This window comes from Antricoccus suffuscus (assembly GCF_003003235.1).
GTDB lineage: Bacteria > Actinomycetota > Actinomycetes > Mycobacteriales > Antricoccaceae > Antricoccus > Antricoccus suffuscus.
Genome location: NZ_PVUE01000016.1, coordinates 69,433 through 92,738 on the forward strand (window position 1 = coordinate 69,433; position 23,306 = coordinate 92,738).

General features: G+C 63.1%; 21 protein-coding genes. 6 read left to right on the forward strand and 15 right to left on the reverse strand.

Annotated features, from left to right (window positions below):
• Positions 1 to 12: 12 nt before the first annotated feature.
• The 5 genes from CLV47_RS16530 to CLV47_RS16550 form a co-directional block, all read right to left on the reverse strand.
• Entirely contained in the window at positions 13 to 1,416 is a 1,404-nt protein-coding gene (locus tag CLV47_RS16530) for a phytoene desaturase family protein (RefSeq protein WP_106350163.1), read from the reverse strand.
• 328 nt (positions 1,417 to 1,744) lie between these two features.
• Positions 1,745 to 2,407, reverse strand: coding sequence for a phosphoribosyltransferase (locus tag CLV47_RS16535; RefSeq protein ID WP_238145479.1), 663 nt, complete (start codon positions 2,405 to 2,407; stop codon positions 1,745 to 1,747).
• A 62-nt stretch (positions 2,408 to 2,469) separates the two neighbouring features.
• Positions 2,470 to 3,411, reverse strand: a complete 942-nt coding sequence (locus CLV47_RS16540) for an FAD-dependent oxidoreductase (RefSeq protein ID WP_106350164.1) — start codon at positions 3,409 to 3,411, stop codon at positions 2,470 to 2,472.
• A gap of 91 nt (positions 3,412 to 3,502) precedes the next feature.
• Positions 3,503 to 4,168 (reverse strand): anti-sigma factor family protein, encoded by a 666-nt coding sequence (locus tag CLV47_RS16545; protein WP_106350165.1) that lies wholly within the window; start codon positions 4,166 to 4,168, stop codon positions 3,503 to 3,505.
• Complete coding sequence (locus CLV47_RS16550) at positions 4,165 to 4,689, reverse strand: sigma-70 family RNA polymerase sigma factor (protein ID WP_106350166.1); 525 nt, start codon at positions 4,687 to 4,689, stop codon at positions 4,165 to 4,167. Before CLV47_RS16550 ends, CLV47_RS16545 begins: the two co-directional genes overlap by 4 nt.
• 100 nt (positions 4,690 to 4,789) lie before the next feature.
• Between CLV47_RS16550 and CLV47_RS16555 the strand changes: the two genes are divergently transcribed.
• Positions 4,790 to 5,740: a cation diffusion facilitator family transporter gene (locus CLV47_RS16555; protein ID WP_106350167.1), complete on the forward strand. Its 951-nt coding sequence runs from the start codon at positions 4,790 to 4,792 to the stop codon at positions 5,738 to 5,740.
• Between the two features lie 4 nt (positions 5,741 to 5,744).
• Here CLV47_RS16555 and CLV47_RS16560 read toward each other — a convergent pair whose 3' ends face one another.
• The 9 genes from CLV47_RS16560 to CLV47_RS16600 form a co-directional block, all read right to left on the reverse strand.
• Positions 5,745 to 6,599, reverse strand: a complete 855-nt coding sequence (locus tag CLV47_RS16560) for a MurR/RpiR family transcriptional regulator (RefSeq protein ID WP_146135411.1) — start codon at positions 6,597 to 6,599, stop codon at positions 5,745 to 5,747.
• The gene (locus CLV47_RS16565; RefSeq protein ID WP_106350169.1) at positions 6,592 to 7,503 is read right to left on the reverse strand and encodes a metallophosphoesterase; all 912 of its coding nucleotides are present in this window, start codon (positions 7,501 to 7,503) and stop codon (positions 6,592 to 6,594) included. Before CLV47_RS16565 ends, CLV47_RS16560 begins: the two co-directional genes overlap by 8 nt.
• The gene (gene phnE / locus CLV47_RS16570; RefSeq protein WP_106350170.1) at positions 7,500 to 8,408 is read right to left on the reverse strand and encodes a phosphonate ABC transporter, permease protein PhnE; all 909 of its coding nucleotides are present in this window, start codon (positions 8,406 to 8,408) and stop codon (positions 7,500 to 7,502) included. The genes CLV47_RS16565 and phnE (CLV47_RS16570) overlap by 4 nt, the downstream gene beginning before the upstream one ends.
• Positions 8,405 to 9,220, reverse strand: a complete 816-nt coding sequence (phnE, locus tag CLV47_RS16575) for a phosphonate ABC transporter, permease protein PhnE (RefSeq protein ID WP_106350171.1) — start codon at positions 9,218 to 9,220, stop codon at positions 8,405 to 8,407. The genes phnE (CLV47_RS16570) and phnE (CLV47_RS16575) overlap by 4 nt, the downstream gene beginning before the upstream one ends.
• Positions 9,221 to 9,222: 2 nt before the next feature.
• Positions 9,223 to 10,062 carry a phosphonate ABC transporter ATP-binding protein gene (gene phnC / locus CLV47_RS16580; RefSeq protein WP_106350172.1) on the reverse strand — a complete coding sequence of 280 codons (840 nt, stop codon included), beginning with the start codon at positions 10,060 to 10,062 and terminating at the stop codon, positions 9,223 to 9,225.
• Between the two features lie 5 nt (positions 10,063 to 10,067).
• Entirely contained in the window at positions 10,068 to 11,093 is a 1,026-nt protein-coding gene (locus CLV47_RS16585; RefSeq protein WP_106350173.1) for a phosphate/phosphite/phosphonate ABC transporter substrate-binding protein, read from the reverse strand.
• Complete coding sequence (locus CLV47_RS16590) at positions 11,090 to 11,890, reverse strand: HAD family hydrolase (RefSeq protein WP_106350174.1); 801 nt, start codon at positions 11,888 to 11,890, stop codon at positions 11,090 to 11,092. The genes CLV47_RS16585 and CLV47_RS16590 overlap by 4 nt, the downstream gene beginning before the upstream one ends.
• Before the next feature lie 125 nt (positions 11,891 to 12,015).
• On the reverse strand, positions 12,016 to 12,714 hold the full coding sequence (locus CLV47_RS16595; RefSeq protein WP_106350175.1) for an alpha/beta hydrolase: 699 nt from the start codon (positions 12,712 to 12,714) through the stop codon (positions 12,016 to 12,018).
• A gap of 30 nt (positions 12,715 to 12,744) precedes the next feature.
• The gene (locus CLV47_RS16600) at positions 12,745 to 14,079 is read right to left on the reverse strand and encodes an amidase (protein ID WP_106350176.1); all 1,335 of its coding nucleotides are present in this window, start codon (positions 14,077 to 14,079) and stop codon (positions 12,745 to 12,747) included.
• 230 nt (positions 14,080 to 14,309) lie between these two features.
• Here CLV47_RS16600 and CLV47_RS16605 point away from each other — a divergent pair, with 230 nt between their 5' ends.
• Positions 14,310 to 14,984: a TetR/AcrR family transcriptional regulator gene (locus tag CLV47_RS16605; RefSeq protein ID WP_106350177.1), complete on the forward strand. Its 675-nt coding sequence runs from the start codon at positions 14,310 to 14,312 to the stop codon at positions 14,982 to 14,984.
• A gap of 15 nt (positions 14,985 to 14,999) precedes the next feature.
• Here the strand turns inward: CLV47_RS16605 and CLV47_RS16610 are convergent, their stop codons facing one another.
• Positions 15,000 to 16,697, reverse strand: a complete 1,698-nt coding sequence (locus tag CLV47_RS16610) for a glutamine--tRNA ligase/YqeY domain fusion protein (protein WP_106350178.1) — start codon at positions 16,695 to 16,697, stop codon at positions 15,000 to 15,002.
• A gap of 112 nt (positions 16,698 to 16,809) precedes the next feature.
• Here CLV47_RS16610 and CLV47_RS16615 point away from each other — a divergent pair, with 112 nt between their 5' ends.
• The 4 genes from CLV47_RS16615 to CLV47_RS16630 all read left to right on the forward strand — a co-directional run bounded on the left by CLV47_RS16615 (position 16,810) and on the right by CLV47_RS16630 (position 23,305).
• The gene (locus CLV47_RS16615; protein WP_106350179.1) at positions 16,810 to 17,403 is read left to right on the forward strand and encodes a TetR/AcrR family transcriptional regulator; all 594 of its coding nucleotides are present in this window, start codon (positions 16,810 to 16,812) and stop codon (positions 17,401 to 17,403) included.
• 213 nt (positions 17,404 to 17,616) lie between these two features.
• On the forward strand, positions 17,617 to 19,194 hold the full coding sequence (locus CLV47_RS16620; RefSeq protein ID WP_106350180.1) for an ABC transporter substrate-binding protein: 1,578 nt from the start codon (positions 17,617 to 17,619) through the stop codon (positions 19,192 to 19,194).
• A gap of 328 nt (positions 19,195 to 19,522) precedes the next feature.
• Positions 19,523 to 21,610: a dipeptide ABC transporter ATP-binding protein gene (locus tag CLV47_RS16625; protein ID WP_170111121.1), complete on the forward strand. Its 2,088-nt coding sequence runs from the start codon at positions 19,523 to 19,525 to the stop codon at positions 21,608 to 21,610.
• Between the two features lie 60 nt (positions 21,611 to 21,670).
• Positions 21,671 to 23,305, forward strand: coding sequence for an ABC transporter substrate-binding protein (locus CLV47_RS16630; protein WP_106350182.1), 1,635 nt, complete (start codon positions 21,671 to 21,673; stop codon positions 23,303 to 23,305).
• The last annotated feature ends 1 nt before the right edge of the window (position 23,306 follow it).

The following is a 23,306-nucleotide window of genomic DNA, read 5'->3' on the forward strand; positions in this document are numbered from 1 at the left end:
AACGAGTCAAACCTACCCGAGGGCCGCCAAAGCGGCGTTCGCGCCGCACATTCCGTGTACGCCGCCGCCAGGTGGACTGGCCGATGAGCACAAAAACACCCCGGGAACCCCGGTTGCGTACGGATTCGGTGCGATGCGTGGCCGCATCAGGATCTGAAGAGCGTCGTTGCGTCCGGCGCTGATGTCACCTCCGACGTAGTTGGCGTTGTAAGCCTCGAGATCAGCCGTGCTGCGCACGAATGTGTGCCGGATCCGGTTACGAAAACCTGGGGCGAACCGCTCCACCTGCGCGATGATTGCCTCGGTCGCGTCGCCGGCGTACCCGTGCGGGACATGCGCGTAGGCCCAAAGAGGGTTTATATCGCCGACCGAGCGCGAAGGGTCGGCGAGATATTGCTGTCCGATGAGGACAAATGGTTGTGCAGGCATGACATGTCGTGCGATCTTGGCCTCCGCGTCCGCGACTTCGGCGAATTCCCCTGCGACGTGGACGGTGCCGGCGCGGCGTACGAGTTCGTTGGTCCACGGCACGTCGCCTTCGATCGCGAAGTCGACCTTGAACGCCGCCGGTCCGTACCGAAATCGTGAGTATGCGTGTCGCACGTGTGCCGGCAACCGATCGCCGAGGATGCGGATCGCGGCATCGGGCGCGGTGTCGAGCATGACGATATCTGGATTGTCGAGTTCGGCAATGTCTCGGACGGTGACACCGGTTTCGATTGTGCCGCCGAGGGTAGTCAGCTTTTTGGCCATGGCCTGGGTAATCGCGCCTGTCCCTCCTTTAGCGACCGGCCATCCATAGGCGTGCGCCGCGGCGGTGAGCAGCAGTCCTACCGAGCTCGATAGCGGCGTCGTCAGGGGGTTGAATGCGTGCGCGGCGACCCCGCCAAACAGCGCCCGCGCCTCTGGGGTTTTCCAGCGGCGTACGAACAAGGACGCCGGCAGCAGAGACCGCGCACCGAACCGGGCCAGTTTCAACGGATGCGCCGGGATGTGCACGATGGGGCGGAAAATGTCCTCGGCGAGGTCGTCGAAATCGCGGCCCAGTGCACCGAATAGTCGTCGCCACGACGGGCCGTCCGGGCCGAGGCGTTGCGCCGTACGGTCGACGTCACGCCACAGGATGCCCGCGCGGCCATGATCGAGCGGGTGTGCGAGGTCGATTTCCGGCCAGCACCATTCGAGTCCGAACTCGTCCAGGCCCATCGACTGCATGACCGGGGACCCAGCACCTGTCGGGTGAAACGCGGAGCAGTCGTCGTGAATCAGGCCGGGGATCGTGTTTTCGCTGGATCTGGCGCCGCCGCCAATCGTGGGGCGGGACTCAAGGATCCGGACATCAATGCCATGCTCGGCGAGGGCGATGGCGGCAGTGAGCCCGTTAGGCCCACTGCCGACCACTACTGCGTTTGTCACGCATCCACCCTTGCACTTCGCTCGGGGGCGCGAAGTGGCCGGGTAGTTCATACACGGACTTGTGGTCCGGCTGAGACTGCAATCCACTGGCCGGCACCCGCCCTCGGGGGGAGTGTCACCAAACTGCGCGGATGACAAGGCGGGGCCGAAGTCCAGCAGGGATTGAAGTCCCAAAACAAAGCGTAAGCGCGTCGGTCTACGAGACCAACGTGCGCGCGATACGAAGAAGTCGACCAGCTTTGTGCGACGCAACCAACCGTGGTGCGACCGGCACCAAACTGGGGTGATTCCTTGTTCGTTCGGGCCAACGCGGTGTGCAATTCGGACGCTACGACCCGGTGAGAAACCGCTGCACTTCGCGATCGGTGAGTTGTGGAAACTTCTCGTACCACCGGCCAACCGAGCCAAAATGCTCCGGCGTGTGTAGGCACAGCACGCTGTCGGCTAGCCGATCGAGCATCTCGCGCGAGTCGCGAGCGCCCACCGGCACCGCTGCGACCAGCTCTTGCGGGTGTTGTTGCCTGAGCAAGGTGAGTGCCGCACGCATCGTCGAGCCCGTCGCGAGTCCGTCGTCGATGACGATTACCCGGTGGTCTCGAATCGGAGGAGCGAGTCTTTCGCCGCGGTACTCAACTTCCCTGCGTCGTAGCTCCGCAAGCTCGGCACGGAAGACCTCATCGAAGGTCGCCTCAGTCACCCGGGCCCGATCAAGCACAAACTCGTCGCGGACGATCGTGACCGAACCACCGACGGCAGCAATCGCGCCCATGGCAAGTTCGGGTTGCTCGGGCAGTCCCAACTTGCGTACGACCAGCACGTCCAAGGCGGCTCCGATTGCGTCCGCGACGACCGCGGCAACTGGCACGCCGCCGCGCGGAAGCCCCAGCACGAGCACATCGTCGAGCCCGGCGTACTGCTTGAGTTTTTGGCTCAGCAGGCGCCCGGCTTCGGTGCGGTCGGCGTACGTCGTGCTCTCGGGTTTCATCGCCATTAACGCTACCCTCGGGCGCCGTATCGATGACCGTTCCGCGGAGGCGTCCGCCCGGCGAGAGGCTACCTGCACATGTCGACGACGTCGGCGGCGCCGCCCCAGGAAAGCATGACGCCGACGCCGCCGTGTCCGTAATGGTGGATCACCCGGCTGGAGCCGATCGTGGCTTCTTCGAGCCGGATCGGGTCGCGCGCGGGACGGCTACCGACCTCGATGCCAAGTACGTCGGCCTCGCCGAGACGTGGTTCGATGCGGATGCATCGGGCCCGGATCTGCTCGGCGACCGCGGGGTCCGGCTCCCGACTCGAATCGCCCTCGAGGGAGATGCCGCCGAGCAGGACGTGGTCGCGGTGCGACACATAGCTCGTCCACTGTCCTTCGGTGCCGCCCTCGAAGAAGAAGTCATCGATTCCGGGGTTGGCAACCACGACGTGCATCCCTTTGACCGGCCGCACGAGCGGATCGTCGGCGAGGTCACGCGCCGCTACGCCGGTGCAGTTGACGACAATCGATGCGCTCGCCGCAGCTTCAGACAAGCTTGCGACGGGATTGACTTCGAGCAGACCACCTGCGGCGGCGTACCGATCGGTCAAGTAGCGGAGATAGATCCGCATGTCGACGATTGGCAGTTCCGACCAGAATGCCAGTGTGTAGCCGTCCGGTTTGTCCTCGCCCGCGCATGGCACAAACCCCGGAATGTCCGCAGCCCAGGGCGGAAACTCGTCGCCGAAGTTGCTGACCAACCGGCCGCGGGCAATTCGTACGCCGACGTCGCTCGCGGACACGGCAAGTTCGCGGAATCGCTTGTCCGATGTACGCGCCCAGCGGTCCAGCCGTTCGTCACCGGACGGGATGAGTGGCCCGCACAACGCACCGGCCACGGCTGAGGTCGTCGCTTCTGGCAACTCGCGGGTCCGGACTAGAACCTGATGCCCCGCCTCGACGAGCCCAATCGCTGTGGTGAGGCCGATGACGCCTGAACCGAGTACGAGCACATCCGACATGACTTCCTCCAATTACCGTGACAGTTTCATCATGGCGTCTCGGGGTCGCCCCGGCTTGGACGAATGGGATCGCCAGCCATAGCCGTGGTCGTTATGGAGTGAGTGTGAGGACAACGATGTTGGATGCCGTGCGCACTTCCAGGGTCGAGATTTGGTCGCTGGTCAGGGAGGTCGACGCTTCGACCACGGCCTCCTTGTCCGGTACGACGTTCCACGTCGCGATCTGCTGGTTGCTGCCCGAGGGGTCGATGATGACGAGCCGGTACGGGCCGAGCGGGTACGCCGCTGCGCCGCTATACATGCACTGCAGCTTGATCTGCGTGCCCCAAGCGCGTTCGGTGAGTTGTGCGGAGGCGGTGAGCGGTCCGGACGCCGCGCTGATCGCGGACGACGTCGGAGTGGCGGCCAATTGCGCTGCCGGGGGCTGGGGACCGAGGCCGACGACGAGCGCGAGCGCCAGGCACGCGGCCGCGGCGATTCCGCCGACCGCAGCGAGCCAGCGGCGTCTTCGGCGACGGCGCTCGACCGCATCAAGTAGTCGGGGAAGGAGTGACTCGGGGACGGGAGGAACGTCGTCCGACGTGAGAGTGTCGATGTCGGGCATCCGAGTCAGCAGTCCTGGCACGCCGGAAATCTGTCCGAGCGCCGTACGGCAGTCGGGGCAGCCGATCAGATGTTGCTCGTAGTCGCGCCGATCTTCGGGCGAGAGTGCGCCGATGAGGTACGCCGCGTCGTACGTCGAGTACTTGTCGCTCATTGCCCAAACCCCATCTCGTTGAGTATCAGCCGCAGAGCGTGCAAGGCGTAGTGCAGTCGTGACTTGACGGTGCCCGCCGGTACGCCGATCCGAGCAGCGGCTTGAGTAACGGTGCGTCCGGCGAAGTAACACTCGACGAGCACTTCGCGATGCGCAGCCGAAAGCCGCGAAAGCGCGTCGCGCACGACCCACGCCTGCACGATCTCGTCGGTGCCGTCGATGGCCGACTCGAGGTGGTCTTGGCCGAGTATCTCTGGCCTGGCCTTACGCCCGCGCCACTGGTCGATCGCCACGTTGTGCGCCACCGTGTAGAGCCAACCGCGCGCCGATCGTTGCGACTGGTCGAGCACGGCCGGCCGCCGCCACGCGCGTAGCAGGGTCTCCTGAACGATGTCCTCAGCGCGTCCTTGATCCCCGCCGGACAACCGCAGGGCGTACGACATCAACGCGGGCGCATGCTCGTCATGGAGCGCCCGCATCAGGTCGACCTCGTCAGTCGTCACCGCGTCCTCCGTGATCATGATCCACCCTCGCGCCTGCCATTTACACGCGTGCGCGATCGAAAAGGTTCACGTCGGGAGACTTGTGTCGCCAGGGTCCATGAGTCGCTAGGGTCAAAGGGTGGCAGTCGATCAAGTGGAGCAGAAGTCCGGGATCTCGCTGACCGTCGTCATTGCGTTTGCGGCCAACCTGCTTATCGCGGTGGGAAAGTCGATTGCCGCTGTGGTCACCGGATCGGCCTCGATGACTGCCGAGGCGGCGCACTCTTGGGCCGATGCAGGCAACGAGATCTTCCTGTTTGTGGCCGAACGCCGCGGGTCGAAGCCGCGCGACGAGCGCCACCCGATGGGCTATGGCCGAGAAACATACGTCTGGTCGATGTTTGCCGCGTTCGGGCTGTTTACCGTCGGCGCTGTCCTGTCGATCCAGCATGGAATCGAGTCCCTCACCGCGGACCCTGGCCCCGAGAACTACCCGGTCGCATACATCGTGCTGGCGGCGGCCGCGCTTCTGGAGGGAACGTCGTTTGCGCAGGCATTCCGAGAGGCACGACGAGGTGCCCTTGGGGCAGATCGGGGCACTCTTGAGCACGTGCTCGAGAGTTCCAATCCGACGTTGCGGGCGGTATTTGCCGAGGATGCGGCCGCGCTAGTCGGGCTCGCGATTGCCTTCCTCGGAATTTTCCTGCACCAGATGACCGGTATTGCGGCGTACGACGCGGTCGGCTCCATCCTGATCGGCGTACTGCTCGGGGTGGTCGCGGTGATCTTGATCGACCGCAACCGACGGTTCTTGATAGGCGAAACCTCTGGCAAGCGGTCCGAGCAAGCGGCCGTACGGTTCCTGCTTGAGCGCGCGGAGATCGACCGAGTGACCTACGTGCACTTGGAGTTCGTTGGGCCGAGTCGGGTCTATCTGGTCGCGGCCGTTGACATCCGAGGCAACAACGATGAAGAGCACGTCTCGACGGACTTGCGTCGGGTCGAACGAGAGCTCGAGACACACGAGTTCATCGAGGAAGCCGTACTGACGTTGGCGACGAAAGACGAAAAATCACTGCCCATCGGTTGAGCGGCTATTCCGCGAGGTTGTCGCTGACGACTTCCAGTGTGATCGACTTGGCCTGTGCCGCCACGTCGCCGAGATGGATCGTCAGTGCGGCGACAAGACCTTCGAGCAAGATGACCTGCGGGATCCGCGTGGTCACGGTGATCTCGTCCTTAAACGAAAGGTCCGGCATGCCGACCACCAGAGTGATATCGGCGAGTGAAACCAACGGCGAGTGCGAGAACGACGTGAGCAGTACGACGGTCGCGCCAGCCTCGTGTGCTGCTATCGCCGCCTGCATCGTCGAGCGGTTTGCGCCGCTGCCGCTGACGACGAGCAGTACGTCGGCGGCGCTGAGCTGACGCGCGGTCACCTGCTGTCCGATCGCGTCGAGCAATACTTCGGCGGGACGGCCGATTCCAGACATTCGGGCTGCCGCGTCGGCGGCCACCGGTGCGGAAAAGCCGTTGCCGATGAGCACCACCCGGCGTGCTTCGGCAATCGCGATGACCGCGCGGTCAACGTCGGCCGGATTGAGTAGCGCGGTCATTGCGGAGACCGACTCCCGCACATGCGCGAATGTGCCCGCGACGACGGCGGCCGACCCGTCTAGATCGAGCACCGGACTTTCGTTGGCGGCGACAGCGTCGCGCGCGATGAGGACCCGCAGCTGTTGGTATCCGCTGAACCCCAGGCTCTGGCAGGTGCGTACGACGGTCGGCCGCGACGCCCCGGCAAGATCGGCAACCTGCTGCGAGGTGAGTTCGACAATTTCACTGCTGTGTTGGAGAAGTACGTTGGCGACCGCGCGTTCGGTCGGCTGCAGAGACGGGGCCTGGGCGCGGATGCTTGCGATGACCCCGCCCGGGCGGTGGTCACTCACCGGTGGCCTCGGCAAGGCGCTGCTCCCAGTCTGGCGAGCCGAGATTTCGCGCTATACCCGCCATTTGTTTGCGCGTGAGCAGGTTCAGCACGTGGTCCTCTTCCGTGCCCGGGACGTGAAAACTGGTCGCACGGAAACCCGTCGCGGCGAGCTCGACGAGCGTGCCGCCGCTGGCGACGAGGGTGCGTTGGACGTTGGGCGCGGCCGTGGGATCTGTGCAGTTCGCGACGCCCGGCGCGACGAGGACCGGCGTACCGCGCAATGAGCCGGCGAACTGATGGTGGAAATGCCCGGCCAGGATCAATTGCACGTCGGTGCCGTCGAGTGCGTCGGCCAGCAAGTCGGGGTTGAATAACTCCATCGTGCGCAGCAACGGCGTGCACGCCGGGACCGGTGGATGGTGCAGGACGACGATGCTGCCGCGAGGCGCCGGAGTCGAGAGTTGAGCGGTGAGCCAGGTGATCTGCGCGTCGCGTAGCTCACCGTAGGCCTTGCCGCCCGGCACGGAGCTATCGAGCGTAATCACGCGCACGCCGTCGACGTCGCTTATGCCGTCGATCGGACCTTCGACGCCGTCGTACACCGCAGCGGCACGGTGACCATCGCCGAGGACAGCGCGGAATCCGGCACGTGCGTCATGGTTGCCCATCGCGTAGATCGCCTGTGCGCCATGTGATGCGGCGTACTCCCCGACGGCTTCGGCGAGGATGCGGTACGAGGCCGGCGTACCGTCGTCCGAGCAGTCTCCAGAGACGATGACCAGGTCGAGCGGTCCCAGATCGGCGGCGTGTTTCAGCACTCTATGCAGCGCACCGGTCGTGTCGACGCGCCCGTAGTGCAGCGTGGAGTCACCGAACAGGTGCGTATCTGAGATATGCAGGATGCGCAGCACGTCGTTCGTCACTCGTTTAGCCCCTCTCGCGTCGCGTTGTTTTTCGTGGCCACGTTAAGTGACTTGCGGCGGCGTCCGAAACCGACGATTTTCCAACTGCCGTAGATGATTCTGTGCCGGATCGCGCCCGAAATCTGGTCGATTATCATGGTGACCACGATGACGATGATCAGCAGAATACCGACCGCATTCCAGATCCGGTACTGAGTGTTGTCGGTGAGCATCTTTCCGATCCCACCGGCGCCGATGAGGCCCAGGATCGCTGAGGCGCGAACGTTGATCTCAAAACGGTAGAGCCAGAACGCGAATACCTCGGGCTGAGCCTGCGGCCATACTCCCCAGCGCATGATCTGCCAGCGTGACCCTCCGCTGGCGCGGACCGCTTCGAGCGGACCGGGCTCAACGGACTCAAACGACTCGTAGCCCCATTTACCTAGCGTGCCAATGGATCCGACGCCGAGGGCCAGCGCACCTGTGAACGGTGTCAGCCCGGTGACGGACAAGATCAGTACGGCGATCACGACTTCCGGTACGGCGCGGATGATCGCGAACAGGCCGCGCATCGGCCAGCGCACAAAGATTGGCGCTAAGCCGCGGGTGGCAAGGAAACTCAACGGGAAGGAGACGATGATCCCGATGACCGAGCCGATCCACGCCATCTGCACCGAAAGCAGGGTGGCATCGAGTGCCTGCCCGGTCTTGGACCAGTCCGGCGGCGCGAACAGTAGCTTGAGGTACTTCCACGCGTTGGCAGGGAAGTTGGTCAGCGACGCCCAGTTGATGTCGACATTCCAGAACGCCACGACGACGATCACCGTGACGACGAGCCAGACGATTTTCGTGCCCCACCGGCGCGGCTTGACGGGCCGCTCCATCGGGGAAGCCACGTTCCGTTCCGGCTTGAGTGCGGTGCTCATCTGGCCAGCCTGTTGCGCAGCGTCGAGGACACAAACTCGATGACGACGACGAGGATCAGAATCTCCAAGATGATCAGGCTCAGGTAGTGATACAGGTAGAACGTCCGGACGTTGTCGATCAGGACGCCGAGGCCGCCGGCGCCCACGAGCCCGATCACGGTGGAGGCGCGGATGTTGAGCTCAAACGTATAGAGCGTCTGGGATACGAAGGCGGGCATCGCGAGCGGCAGGATCGCGACTCGGTCGGCTTGCACCCAGGTGCCGCCGGCCGCGAGGGAGGCTTCCTGTGGGCCGCGATCCAGGCCGTCGAGAGACTCCGAGACGAGTTTGACGATGATCCCGATGTCGAAGAGGATCAGCGCGATCACGCCGGAGATCGCGCCGGTACCGACGACGGACACGAGGATCGCGGCGTAGAGGATGTCGGGTACGGCGCGTATGACGTTGATGACCAGGCGGGTCGCGGCCAGCAGCGGACCGTGCGGGTTGGTCGCGCGGGACGCGAGAAATGAGATCGGTAGCGAAATAACTGCGCTGACCGCGGTCGCGATGACCGCCATCTCCACCGTCTCGCCGAGAGCGGTGAGCGTCTTGGGGAAGAATGCGTAGTCCGGCTGGGCGAGTTGCAAGAGCGTGCCGCTGGCGTTGTTCCAGTTACGCGCAATCGCGCCGAAGTCAACCCCTACGCCAATCGCGCACCAGACCGTGATGACGGCGAGCGCGATGAGGGCGAGCACGGCTTTCCATGCAGAGCGGGGTTTTTGCGGTCGCTGCAAGGCATGGTCCGGCGTACGCCGCGTCGGGGTGCTCATGATCAGGATTCGTCCAGCACCGGTTTGGCATCCATGACGTCTTCGGCCGTGAGCGAGCGTCCGTAAATGCTCTCGAACACGTTTTCATCGGCGTCGGCGCCGATGCCGTCGAAGACGAGTTTTCCTGAGCGCAGGCCGACCAGTCGGTCGCAGTAGCGCCGCGCAAGGTCGAGGAAATGCAAGTTGGTGATGACGGTGACGCCCAACTCCTGGTTGATGCGCTGTAGGTCGCGCATCACGACGTGTGAGGTGGGTGGGTCCAGCGAGGCGACCGGCTCGTCGGCGAGGATGACGCTCGGGCGCTGCGCCAATGTGCGGGCGATCCCCACGCGTTGCTGCTGGCCACCGGAGAGCTCTGATGCGCGCGTGTAGGCCTTGGGCAGGATCTCCACCCGCGCCAACGCGTCCATCGCCAGTTCAACGTCGTCCTTCTTCCAGGCGCCGATCAACGTGCGCCAGGTCGACGTGTGGAAGAGCCTTCCCACGAGCACGTTGTTGAGGACCGTCGTGCGCTTTGCGAGGTTGAAGCCCTGGAAGACCATGCCGACGTTGGAGCGCAGCTCGCGCATCCCGGCACCTTTGATCGTCGAGAGCTGTCGCTCGCCGACGGTGATCTCGCCGCCGGTAATGCGCACGAGACCGTTAATCGACCGGACAAGAGTCGACTTGCCGGCACCGGACAGTCCGACAACCCCGACCATCTCGCCCGCGGGTATGGACAAGTTGATGTCGTCGAGCCCCTTGAAACCGTTGGGGTAGACGACATCGACGTGCTCGAAGCGGATGTCAGCCTTGGGCGGCGTACCGACGCCCAAGGCTGCATCCGTGGTGCTGGGGGTCATCGTGGTTACTTACCCACGCCGATGGTCGCGGCGACGTCGGCCGTTTTCTGGAGCGCCTTCGGGTTAGCCGGCTGCAGGCCGGTGATCTGGTAGATGTCACCGAGCGCGGCGGCGCCTTCCTTGGTGCCTGCATATTTCAGCATCGCGTCCTTGATTTTCGTCTGCCACTTGGGGCTGAGCTTCGAGGAAAGCGAAACGCCGTCATTGGGGATCTCGTCGGTGAGCGCGAAGACGACGACCTTCTGGCCGACATCCGGGGTGTCCTTGGCGACTACTTCACGGGCATCCCAGTACGACGTGCCCACTTCAGCATCACCGTTGTAGACGGCGAGGACCGACGCGTCGTTGGCGGTGACTTGGATCGGGTTGACATCGGCAGGAACGTTGATGCCGTCCTTCTTGAGCGCGGCAACCGGGAAGATGTAGCCGGCGGGGGAAGCGGGCTGCAGCAGGGAGATCTTGGCGCCCTTCACCTTCTTGATGGAGTCCAGCCCGGCCGGACCGTTGCCGGACTCGGTGCCGTTGCAGTAGAGCATGCCATTAGGGCCTGCCTTCGGCTTGTCGGCGCAGTACTTGTCTGGGTTGTTTGTGAAGAACTGTGCGGCGTAAGAACTCTTGTCCTTGCGGACCGTCTGCAGCGCTGGCACGGCACCGTACTTGTCGCAAGCCTGGCTCATCTGCAGCGACGGCAGCATGCCGATCTGCACCTGCCCGGCGCCAATGCCTTCGACCGCGGCCTGGTAGTCAGCGGTGATCACTCCTTTGACGGGGATGCCGAGCTCTTTGGTGAGTGCATTCTCGAGCGGCTTGACCGACTCAACCAGTTTGCTGGCATCGCCGCTGGGTACGAGAGCTAACGTCAGTTGAGTGGGGTCTTTTGCGGATTTATCACCGCTCCCGGTGCAGACTTTGCTGCTGTTGCTCGACGACGCCGAGTCCGAGCCTTGGGTGGCGCCGCAGGCGCCGAGTGCGGTGGTCAGCGCGACGCTGATCGCGGCGACCGCGAACGCCGACTTGCGGGTGATCTTCATGGCTGGTCCTTTGCTGGTGCGGTGGCGCTGGGATGGGGTTGGCGCGCGTAAGGGGTGGGCAGGGGACGCGACCGCAGGAATTGCTCAGGGTCGCGCGCCCAGGCGTGGATGCCGTCGTACATCTCCTCGAACCGGGCGCCATGCAGGTGCGAGGGCCCGGGATTGTGTCCGAAGCGGTTAATGAAGGCTGTGGCGCAGCCACTTTCGAGGGGGATCGCGATGTCGTTGTCGTAGACGTCGCCGACGCTGAGCAAGTGACTTGCGGGCCGGCCGTCCCGCAGCCGTGGGAGCAGGTCACGAAATCCGGCGGGTTTTTTGGCATCGGCGATGATCGCGTCGATGACGTCCGTCAGGCCGAGGGTTGCCAGCGTCTCGGTGACCCCGTCGTACGGCGCATTGGTCACGAGCACCCGTGCAACGTTGTCGAACTGGTCAAGGAAGTCATGCAGACCCTCGGGTGCGCGTACGTCGCCCGGCAGGGTTGCGAGGGCCTGACGACTCTCGGCGTACGCCGCGTCGAGAGCGTCCGCGTCGAGATGGGCCGCGGCCAGATCCGCGACCGCGAAGTAGCCGTCCTTGTACGCGGCGGCGCGAGCGCCAGCGGACAGAAAAGTGGTGAGACGTTCGCGCATCTGGTGAGTCGCGCGAACGTCATTGATGCGGCCGAACGCGGCATTCGCGTACGCCCACACCGGGCCGTCGCCTAGGCACACGGTGCCGTCGAAGTCGAGGACCAAGACGGAGGCCGCCGCGGGATCTACCGCGGCGAGCCCGTCGGGGGAGTTGCTGTTTTGCACATGAGCACAGTAAGGCCTTCATGAACCAAATGTCCATAAATGTGGTCTACATGAAACAAAGGTTCATCACACGTTAACCGCTTCGCTGGAAAGTTTCGTGCGCTGAGCGCATCGAACTGTCCGAGCTAGCCGAGTTCGAGCAGGATGTCTGCGAGCTCCTGAGGGCGATTGGTGGGGATCAGGTGATTGGTGTCGACCTCGCGGTAGCGCCACCGGTCGCCGGTCTTGGCGCGTTCGGCGGCGGCCCAAAACGCGCTCTTGCCGATGGGCTCATCCCGCAATGCTTTGACGTAAGTGCGACTGAATGGGAAGTCTTCGACGGGTTTATCGACGTGGACCGCCTCGTCGAAGCAAGCCGCCGGGTGCGGCGTACGACGCCTCGACGACCACTCCGCGTCGGCCGGGTCGTCGTACTCGCGGGGCGCAGCCGGCACCAGCCAGGTCGGCTCGATCTCGATCGGTCGACGAGCGCCGCGGCCGGAGATGTCGTTGACCGACTGCCCGTCGTTGGGCACGAACGCGTCGAGATAGACCAAGTGGGAAACGCGGTCCCCGATGTGCTCCAGCGAGCCGGTGACCACCATGCCGCCGTACGAAAATCCGAGCAGCACGATGTCGCGGAGGTCTTCGTAGAGGACCGTGTTGACGACGTCGGTGATGTGCGTGGACAGGTTGACCTGTGGGCTGGTCAGATGTGAGCGTTCGCCGATTCCGGTCAGGCACGGAGTGAACACTTCGTGTCCGGCCGCATGGATGAGGCGGCGTACCTTGCCGAACTGATGTGGGCCGCTCCATGCGCCGTGCACGAGTACATAGGTCGTCATCGTCTGGTCTCCGTCTCGCTGATTGGTCCGTTAGTTGATTGCAATCCGCGCGGCGGCGGCGAAGAGCTCGTGCTCTCGTCCCGCTTGCCCGACGAGCTGAGCGCCGACCGGCAGGCCGTCCAACTCGCCGATGGGCACGACGATCGTCGGTACGCCGATGAGGTTCCAGGTGCGGGTAAACCGCGGGATCGCCTCGAGGGTGGCTAGCTGCTGACCGTCGACCATGCTCGTCCGCTCGCCGATCTCGGGTGCGACAAACACGGTTCCCGGAGTCACGAGGATCTCGCCGGGCTCGACGGTGCCGAGCCAGTCGGCGGTCAAACGTGCCTTGGTGGCCAGCGCCGACTGGTAGTCCGCGTCGGTTATCGACGCCGCGGCAATGAGTCGCTCGGACGTCTCGGTCTGGTACTTGTCGGCATCGGTCTTGAGGTGCTCGGCATGCACCCGGTGCGCTTCGTAGTGGAAGATCGACAGCATCGCCGCCTTGTTGTCCTCGATGTCCGGGATCTCGCGGCGTGGCGGGTCATCGCCGTACACCTCAGCAACCCGTTGCTGGACCATCGCGAGAATCCGTCGGTCGCAGGCAAAATCGCCGGTCGGCTCGAGGAGCGAAATGCTCGGCTGCCCGGTAGTGGCGGCGTACGACGGGTCCATTACCGAGTAGAGAAGCTCCGCGTCTTCGACGGAGCCGGTCATCGGACCGACGGTGTCGAGTGAGCTCGCCAGCGGAAAAATGTCGTCGACGGGGAGTACGCCGTACTGTGGCTTGAAGCCGACATGTCCGCAGAAGGCCGCAGGTAGGCGGATCGAGCCGCCGGTGTCGGTGCCGAGCGCGAGCGCCACGAGACCGGCCGCGACAGCGGCGCCGCTACCGCCGCTGGACCCACCGGAGATGCGCATCAGGTTGTGCGGGTTGTGCACGGGGCCATGGACGGAGATGTCGGCCGTGCCACCGTGCGCGAACTCGTGGGTCACCGTCATGCCGATGATGATCGCGCCTGCCTCGCGCAGCCGAGTGACGATCGGTGCGTCGTGATCGGCGATCCGTCCGGCGTACAGCCCCGAGCCGCGTTCGGCGGGCAGGCCCTTGACGTCGATGATCTCCTTGATGCCCACCGGGATGCCGTGCAGCGGGCCACCCGTCGTACCGCTTGCCTGGAGCGCGTCGAGCTCCGCTGCCCGCCGGAGTGCCCCCTCGTGGTCGACGTACGAGAACGCGTTGAGCTGCGGGTTGGCGCGATCGATCGCCGCGAGAGTCTTGGTGACCACCTCGACGGCCGTCACCCGGCCGGACATGAGGTCCTCGACCGTCGCACGCGCACTGCGGCCGAAGAAGAATCCTTGAAGATCAGCGGGGACCGGCATCTAACACTCCAGCGATTGAGGTGGTTAGTAGACACGCTACCGACCGGCCAACGCGCGCGGCACGTGGTGTCGGTGTTGGCGATGATTGTGGACTGGTGATCTAAATCGCGATGGGTGCCTACGGTGGCGACAGGATGGACTGCCGCCGCCTACTATTAGTCGGCTCAGTGAAGTTCGGTCTCACCGGCGTCGTACCGTACGAACGCGGGCCGTAGGCAGGAAGCGTGTACATGGACAACGACAGTGCCGCTCCCGAGTCCGCGGGCAAGCGAGAACGCAACTATGCCGCCACGGTCGAAGAGATCAAGACGGTAGCGCTCAGCGAAATCCGCAAAGTCGGGCCCGAGCGCATGGCCATGCGCGCTATCGGTCGGGCGATCGGGATGACTCCGTCAGGTCTCTACCGATACTTCGCGAGTCGCCAGGACCTGCTGACGGCTTTGCGCCTGGATATCTATCGGGATCTCGACGCCATACTCGGCTATCGAGAGGACGAGGGTGACCCGCTGTCGCGGCGTTGGATGGGTATGGCGCAGCGCTTCCGTTCGTGGGCGCTGGAGCATCCGGGCGAGTTCAGACTGTTGCTCAGCGGCGAGGCACGCGACGGGCGCGGGACCGAAGAGGCCGTCGAGATTCTGACTCGTGCCCAGGAGGTCCCGAGACAAATCATCCAGGACGCGATACGCGCCGGCGACCTCGTGAGTCCGGTTCCCGATGCGGATAAGTACGCCGGTGAAGGGTTCAATGCGCTACCCGATGTCGGCGTAATTATGTCGCTTGCAGTGCTCGGTTACGTTCAGCTCGAGTCGCAGGGGTATGTCGAGCGGGTGATTGGTGACCCGAAGGACGTTTTCGAGGTCTATCTCGCTACGGTCATGCGCAACAGCGGTTTCACCCTTCGCTGACCTGCGGCCGATGAGCTACTTCTTCTTGGCTTGCCGTTTCTGCGCGGCGGCCCACTCGTCGCGGAGTCCAACGGTGCGGTGGAAGTAGCCCGGCCGGTCGGGGTCGCTCGCGAAATAGCCGAGTCGCTCGAACTGCAGCACCTGTCCTGGTGCGGCGTCCGCGACGGCCGCCTCGGCGAGCGCATCGCTGCGCAACTCCCGTGAGTCGGGATTCAGGTCGTCCAACGGCTCACCGGACTCGTCGCCGGGGACCGTGGTTGTAAACAACCGTTCGTAGAGCGCCGCCTGCACCGAGACCGCGTTCGGCACGGAGACCCAGTGCATAGTCGACTTCACCTTGCGTCCGTCCGGCGCCGAGCCGCCCTTGGACTCCGGGTCGTACGTCGCGCGCACCTCGACGACGTTGCCGTCGGCGTCCTTCACGACCTCTGTGGCCGTGATCAGGTAAGCGCCGCGCAGGCGCACCTCCTTGCCGGGGGAGAGCCGGAAGAACTTCGGCGGCGGCACCTCGGCGAAGTCGTCGCGTTCGATGACCAGCTTGCCAGTGAACGCAATGCGGCGCGTGCCGTCCTGCGGATTTTCCGGGTTGTTTGCGACTTCGAAATATTCGACGACCGGGTTGCCGTCACCGTCGGTCGGCCAGTTGTCGAGCACCAGCCGAAGCGGGCGCAGCACGACCATTCGCCGTTGCGCGGTCAGGTTCAGTTCACGTCGTACAAAAGACTCCAGTAACTCGATCGACTGCCGCGCGTTGGCGCGGGTCGTGCCGGTCTCGATGCAGAACGCGCGGATTGCGGAGGCCGGGTAGCCGCGGCGCCGCAGACCGCTGATCGTCGGCATCCGCGCGTCGGACCATCCCTCGACGATGCCTTCCTCGACGAGCTTGCGTAGCCGACGCTTCGAGGTGATCGTGTGGGTGATCTCCATCCGCGCGAACTCGGTCTGCTTCGGGGTGTCATTCGGTAGCGATAGCTGGGCGAGCAGCCAGTCGTACAGCGGCCGGTGTGACTCGAACTCCATCGTGCACAGCGAATGCGTCACGCCCTCGATCGCGTCGCTCTGCCCGTGCGCCCAGTCGTACGTCGGGTAAATCGGCCACGTGTCGCCGGTGCGGTGGTGGTGGGCCTGGCGGATCCGGTACAGCACCGGGTCGCGCAGCCACATGTTCTCCGCACGCATGTCGATCTTCGCTCGCAAGCATCGCTCGCCATCGCCGAACTCGCCGGCGCGCATCCGCCGCAGCAGGTCGAGGTTCTCATCGACCGACCGATCACGGTACGGCGAGTCGACGCCTGGTCTGCTGTAGTCGCCGCGCTGCTCGGAGATGGTGTCGCCGTCTTGGTCATCGACGTATGCCTTGCCTTGCTCGACGAGATACTCCGCCCATGTGTAGAGCTGCTCGAAGTAGTCGGAGGTATACAGGATTTTGGCCGGCTCGTAGCCCAGCCAACGGATGTCGCTCACGATCGACTCGACGTACTCGATGTCCTCGGTCTCGGGGTTGGTGTCGTCGAAGCGCAGGTTGCAGGTGCCCCCGAAACGATCGGCGGTGCCGAAGTTGACCACGATTGCCTTCGCGTGCCCGATGTGCAGATAGCCGTTCGGCTCCGGAGGAAATCGGGTCTGGACGCGGCCCTCGAATGTGCTGGCGGTGTTGTCCGCGCGAACGATCTCACTGATGAAGTCGGTAGGTTCGATCGCGGGCTCAGTCATGCGCGCAAGATTACCAATGACCGTTCACGGTGACCCGACGGACGTTCTTGGGGTGTATCTCGCTACGGTCAAGCGCAACAGCGGTTTCACACTTCGATAGCGAGGTTCCTTAGTGCCGAAGATAGTTGACCACGAGGAGCGCCGCAGAGCGATCATTAGAGCGACATGGCAGGTAATTGCCCGGCAGGGCATTGCCAACACGACGACCCGCGAGATTGCCAAGGAAGCCAACTATTCGAGCGGTGTTCTGGCGCATTACTTCAAGGACAAGGCCGACATCATGGCGTCGGCGATGCGCGCTGCACATTTAGAGGTGCTCGAGCGAGTGTCCGGAACCAAGCTCACTGGGCTGGCTGCGCTGCGTGAATACCTGCTCGAGTGCCTCCCCCTCGACAAGCGACGTCGACTGCTGGCGACCATAGAAGCGAGCTTCTGGGGGCAGGCGGTGGGTGACAAGCGTTTGATTGAAATCAACGGGCGCGAGCTAGATGCCCTACGGGGCCGTATCCGTGACCGATTGGCGGAGGCATCTCAGCTCGGCGAGCTGAAACCGGACATTGACATAGAGCAGGCCATTAGAGAGTTTCATGTCCTGATCGACGGTCTGAGTGTCCAAGCGACTCTCTACAAGGGGAGTGCCTCGCGCGATGAACAGATCAGAATGCTTGACCGCGTGATAGAGAGAATCGCCGCAGACCCGCGATGAAATCGTGAGATCGGGTGTGGCCCACGGTTGCTATCGGATCGGTAACGAACCGATAGGGCACCCTTGGGTTTCTGCCGCCGATCTGTCATATTCTATATTCCACTTAACGCAGACTTAACGGTCTGACGCGGGAAATTGCCGACAAAAATGTGCCGCGGCGCTGATGTTCCGACGCTGCGATGCGCGCTGTAATCGCCTCGAAAAGGAGCACGAATGAAACGCGCACCAAAGATTTTGGCCGGACTGATCTGTGCGGGGCTGGTTCTATCCGGCTGTGGTGCCGCGCCGGATCGGAAGTCGGCCGCCGACACCGAAAACTACGGCAGCGCCATCAAGTTGGCGAAGGACTATGACCCTAACGGGCACTTCGAGTTTGCCTACACGAGCTATCCAGCCAGCTGGGATCCCACGAAAAGTATCAATGGCTCGGACATCACCTTGTATGCGCCGGTCTACGATCGGCTGCTCTTCGAGGACTCAGAAGGAAGCGTCCATCCAATGCTCGCCGAGGAGTTCACCCCCTCAGCGGACAACAAGACCCTCACCCTCAAGTTGCGCGCCGGCCTGACGTTCTCGGACGGCACGCCGTTTGATGCCGATGCGGTCAAGTTCAACCTCGATCGGACGCGCGATAAAGAGAGCCGCCTTGCCGGCGAGCTGCACCAGATCGAATCGGTCGAGGTCATCGACCCGTCCACCGTCGACGTGCACCTCACCGGTGGCCTCGGCTCAATCGTGATTGGGCTTGCCAGTCGTGCCGGCATCATGGTGTCTCCCGCGGCCGTCGAGGCCGGCGGTCTAGACGCGAAGCCAGTTGGTATCGGCGCCTACCAGGCCACGAACATTCAGACTGGCAGCAAGGTGGAGTACGAGAAAACGCCAGACTACTGGGATCCGGACGCGCAGCGGGTCGCCACAATGACCTATCACTACATGCCCGACGACCAGACGCGTATCAACGCGCTGAAGTCCGGGACGGTCGACGGCGCCAGAATCAACCCTGACGAGGCCGACCTAGCATCCGAAGCCGGAAAAACGCCCGTCATTAGGCCGAGCACCTTGTTTATTTACTTCATGGTCAACACGGCCAAGGGGCCGTTTGCGGACCCCGAGGTGCGCAAGGCGCTGAACATGGCGATCGATCGCAAAGCAATCTCAGAGGGTCTGTACGACGGTTACTGCACCCCACAGATCCAACCCTTCCCGGAGACGAGCCCCGGATACAGCGAAAAGATCGGCGACGGCCTCGACGTCTTTCCCTACGACCCCGACGCGGCCAAGAAAATCATGAAGAAGGCGGGCGTGACGAAGCTGGACATCGCCACCGCCGCCCCGAACGTCACGATTTACACGAAGTTCGCGGAGGTCGTGCAGAGCCAACTCGCCGACATCGGCATCACCATGGAGATCCACTCCTTGCCTCCGAACCCGCAGGTGCAGGAGTTTGCCATCGACAAGACGACCGAGACGTTTACCTCCATCTACACCGGGATGAACGACCCTGACACCGTCATGAGCCGGTACCTAAGCCCCACGGCGCTGTTTAACCCTGGCGCAATGGAATACCCCGAGCTGGTGAAGTACGGGGCGGAGGGCGCCGCGTCGATGGACCCGGCCGAACGCAAGCCCGCGTACGAAAAGTACATGGATGCCTGGGTCGAGAGTCCGCCGCACCTGATCCCCGTGTGCATGATCCATCAGGCCGCGGCGTACGCCGATAACGTGTCGGGCGCCTCTCAGAAGGCCAACGGGTATCCCAACCTGCGCGGCGTCGCCGTTGCCAAAAAGTAGCACGATGGAGTAGCGCAGCAGGCCGAGTTTCGGCTCAGAGTTATCGCTTTCGACGGCACCGCTCAGATCTATCGCTGGATCTGAGCGGTGCCGTTGTTTGTGCGTGACCGCCGTTCGTAGTACCACCAGTGGATATTGAACGAGCGGCGTATTAAGGCTGCCGATCGAAGTGAGATCTGTCGTTCGCGGAGCGTGCCGATCCAGCGGTAGTCGGGCAACTTTGCAATCAGACCGTAACTTTGAGGCAACAAACATTCTGTAATGTGCTCTTTAGTATTTCGGACGATTGATGCAAAATAGCGAGATGGCCCGGACCGAGGAGTGTGTAGTGCCCCTGCTCGAAGTTTCAGATTTTCGTGTCAGTCTCGAAGAACCAAGTAAGACGACCGACCTCGTTCGCGATGTGGCGCTGGCTGTTGAGCGGGGCAAGACGTTGTGCATCGTTGGAGAGTCGGGGAGCGGCAAGACCGTAACGGCGTTGTCCATCCTTCGTCTGCTCGAGTTCACGTCGTCTGTCGAGGTGTTCGGCCGTGCCGATTTTGACGGCCAGGATCTGGTGGCCCTCGATCAGCTCCAGATGGCTGCTGTTCGCGGTCGCCGAGCGTCGGTGATCTTCCAGGAATGTATGGAAGCCCTTAATCCGACAAAGCGAATTGGACCCCAGCTCGTCGAGGCCGCCCGTGATCTGTCCGAGGATGCGGCCCTTGAGAAGGCCGCGAAATTGCTTGCTCAAGTTGGCATTCCTGACCCCGCCGGCTGTCTAGAGCGGTATCCGCATCAGCTATCGGGCGGGATGCAACAGCGCACGATGATTGCGATGGCACTCATGTGTGATCCCGAGCTGCTTATCGCGGATGAGCCGACGACGGCGCTTGACGTCACGATTCAGGCGGAGATCCTCACCCTGTTGGTGAAACTGCAGCGTGAACGAAACATGGCAATTGTCTTGATTACGCACGACATGGGGATCGCCGCAGAGATAGCCGATCGGGTGGCCGTGATGTACGCCGGCCGACTTGTCGAAGAAGGCCCGTGTGAGGAGATTTTGTCCAGGCCGAAGCATCCGTACACGAAGGCGCTGCTGGAATGCGTGCCGCGCCCGGATCACGGCGGCGGACGCGAGCTGCGCACGATACCCGGATCGGTGCCATCGCCGTCCGACGAAATCGCCGGATGCCGGTTCATGGCACGGTGCGGTCTCGCGACCGAGAAGTGTGCCGTCAATGAGCCGACCCTCGTCGAGGTGTCGACCGACGTACGTCCGGATGGTGCGACGATCGCGAGTCCGATCGGCAGCCACTTGGTCTCGTGCTGGAACTTTCTGACCTACGATGCGCGCCGGAACTCGATTTATCGCCCAGAACGTGACGCCGCTCCGCCTTCGTCGCAAGACGCCCCCTTAGGACGTCAAGATTTCCTGGTCGTTGACGATGTTTCAAAGGTCTACTCAACAAGTGCGCGTAGCGAGTCGATCGGATCTAAGAAGGCAGGGAATTCGATCCGGGCGGTCGACCAGGTCAGTGTCGAGCTGCGAAGTGGCGAGTTCTTCTGTCTCGTTGGAGAGAGCGGTTCCGGAAAGACGACCTTGGGGCGCCTGATCGCGCGGCTCGAGCCAGCGAGCGATGGCTCGATCATCCTCGACGGAAGCGAGGTCACGCACCTACGTGGGCGAGCGGCGGACCGAGAGTTCCGTCGGGACGTGCAGATCATCTTCCAAGACCCCAACGGCTCTCTTGATCCTCGCCAGACTATTGGGCAGGCAATCGCCGAGCCGCTGAAGTCGCTGCTCAAGCTCAAGAAGCCCGCGATTAACGAGCGCGTGAACCAGTTGTTAGATGAGGTCAACCTGCCGCGCGCATATGCGCAGAAACGCCCATCGGAGCTGTCAGGCGGACAGCGACAACGGGTCGCGATCGCCCGTGCCGTAGCAACCTCGCCGAAACTCATCGTCGCCGACGAACCGACCTCCGCCCTTGATGTCTCGGTGCAGGGCCAGATTGTCAATCTCCTTCGTCGGCTGCAGGACGAGCACGGCCTGACGTATCTGTTCATCACTCACAATTTGAGCTTGGTGCTTTCGGTGGCTCATCGCGTCGGAGTGATGTATCTCGGCGCCCTGGTCGAGATCGCGTCGGCGGAGGCGTTGTCGTCGGGGCCTGCGCACCCATATACGCAGATGTTGCTGAATGCGAACCCTGATCCATACAACCCTCGGTCGCGAGATGACCGGGCCAAGTCGACCATCGGCGGCCTGGACGCCGAGACGGGCGCGGTTGATCGCACCGTTGGCTGCCGTTTTCGCGATCGCTGCCCACGACGACAGGACCTGTGTGATCGCGAAGCGCCGTCGCTCACGCCCATTGTCTCCGGCCAGCTGGCCGCGTGTCACTTCCCGCTCAAGCCGGTCCAACAGTAACGAGCATAAATAGGCGCCCGCGCCGAACAACCCTAGTTCCCCTATGAAGTGGAGTAACTCATGAGGATGCATCTCCCCCGAGTCCGAAAGGGCCGCGCGAGCGTCGGCCCCAAGATCGCCGCGATCGCGGTCGCGGCCGCATTGACAGTCGGAGGCTGTAGCGGCGCCGGAACCAGCGACAGCAGCAGCGCGAGCGGCGGCAAGCCAGTAAAGGGGGGCACCGTCGTCGCGGCACTCTCAGGTGACCCGCAGACGCTGGATATGGCCCAGAACAGTGGTTCGTTGACTATTCGTGTTGCGATGAACGTCTTTGAGCAGTTGTTCGCCTTGGACAAGGACTACCAGCCGGCGCCGATGTTGGCCGAAAGTTACACGAAATCCGACGATGGGCTTAACTACACGATCAAGCTGCGCACCGGCGTGAAGTTCCAGAACGGTGATCCGATGACAGCCGCCGACGTCGTCGCGAGCCTCAAGCGCTGGGAGTTGGTTTCGGGCACCGGGAAGTTGGCGGCCAAGGACATCGCGTCGATTGATGCACAGGACGACTCGACCGTCGCGATCAAACTCAATAAGCCGCGCTACTCACTGATTGGCGATTTGGCGTACAACGTGCAAGCCGCGATCATCGTCCCGGCGTCCGTTGCAGAATCGGCCGGTACGTCTCCGATTGCCGATGACAAGATCATCGGTACCGGCCCCTACAAGCTCAAGGACTACAAGCACGGTCAGTCCGTCGTCCTCACTAGGTACGACGACTACAAGAGTGTCGATGGCAAGTCCAGTGGTGTCGCCGGGGCGAAGACGGCGTATGTCGACAACATCGACTTCCGCTTTGTCGCCGACCCAGCACAGCAGCTGAACGGGCTGAAGTCAGGCCAGTTCCAGTGGGCGCAGGCGGTGAGCGCCGATGAGTACGACGCACTCAAAACTGACCCGTCGGTCGATTCCTCCGTCTCGGACACGGGCCTCGTCGCGACCGTGTTGATCAACCACAACGCAAATAGCGCCTTCAAAGATCTCAAGGCGCGCCAGGGTCTCAACATGCTGATTGACAAGAAGGCAATGTCGCAGGCATCGTTCGGGCCCGATATTTTCTGGACCCCACTGGATGGCGCGATGGTCTTCTCGGTCGACAAGCCCATGTACTCGCAGGCTGGTGAGGATATCTACAAGAAGCACGATGAGAAGCAAGCGAAGAAACTGCTTGAAGGAGCCGGTCTGTCTGCCGACAAGCCGATCCGGATCTTTACGACGCAGACCTACCCGAAGTACTACCAAATGGCCGTCGTGCTGCAGGCCGAACTAGAGAAGATCGGGCTCAAGGCCGACGTCCAGGTGTATGACTTCCCGACCATGATCTCGAAGCTCACCTCGGACCCCACGGACTGGGACATCAGTTTCACGTCGTTCAGTGGGACCGTCACCTCACCGAGCCAGGTGCTTCCACTGACCCCCACGTGGCCGGGCGAGTACAAGTCCGACAAGTTGGATGCCCTGATGGACAAGTACAGCGCAGCGAAGGACGCGAAGGAGGCAAAGGGCGTTGTCGATGAGATCCAGCAACTTGTGTGGGACGACCTTCCGGTGATTTCGGTGGCTCCGAACAAGACGTTCGTAGTCAACTCCAAGAAGCTGAAGGACGTGTCGCCGTTCACGCAGGGAATCTTCTGGAACTGCTACCTGTCCGCGTAAA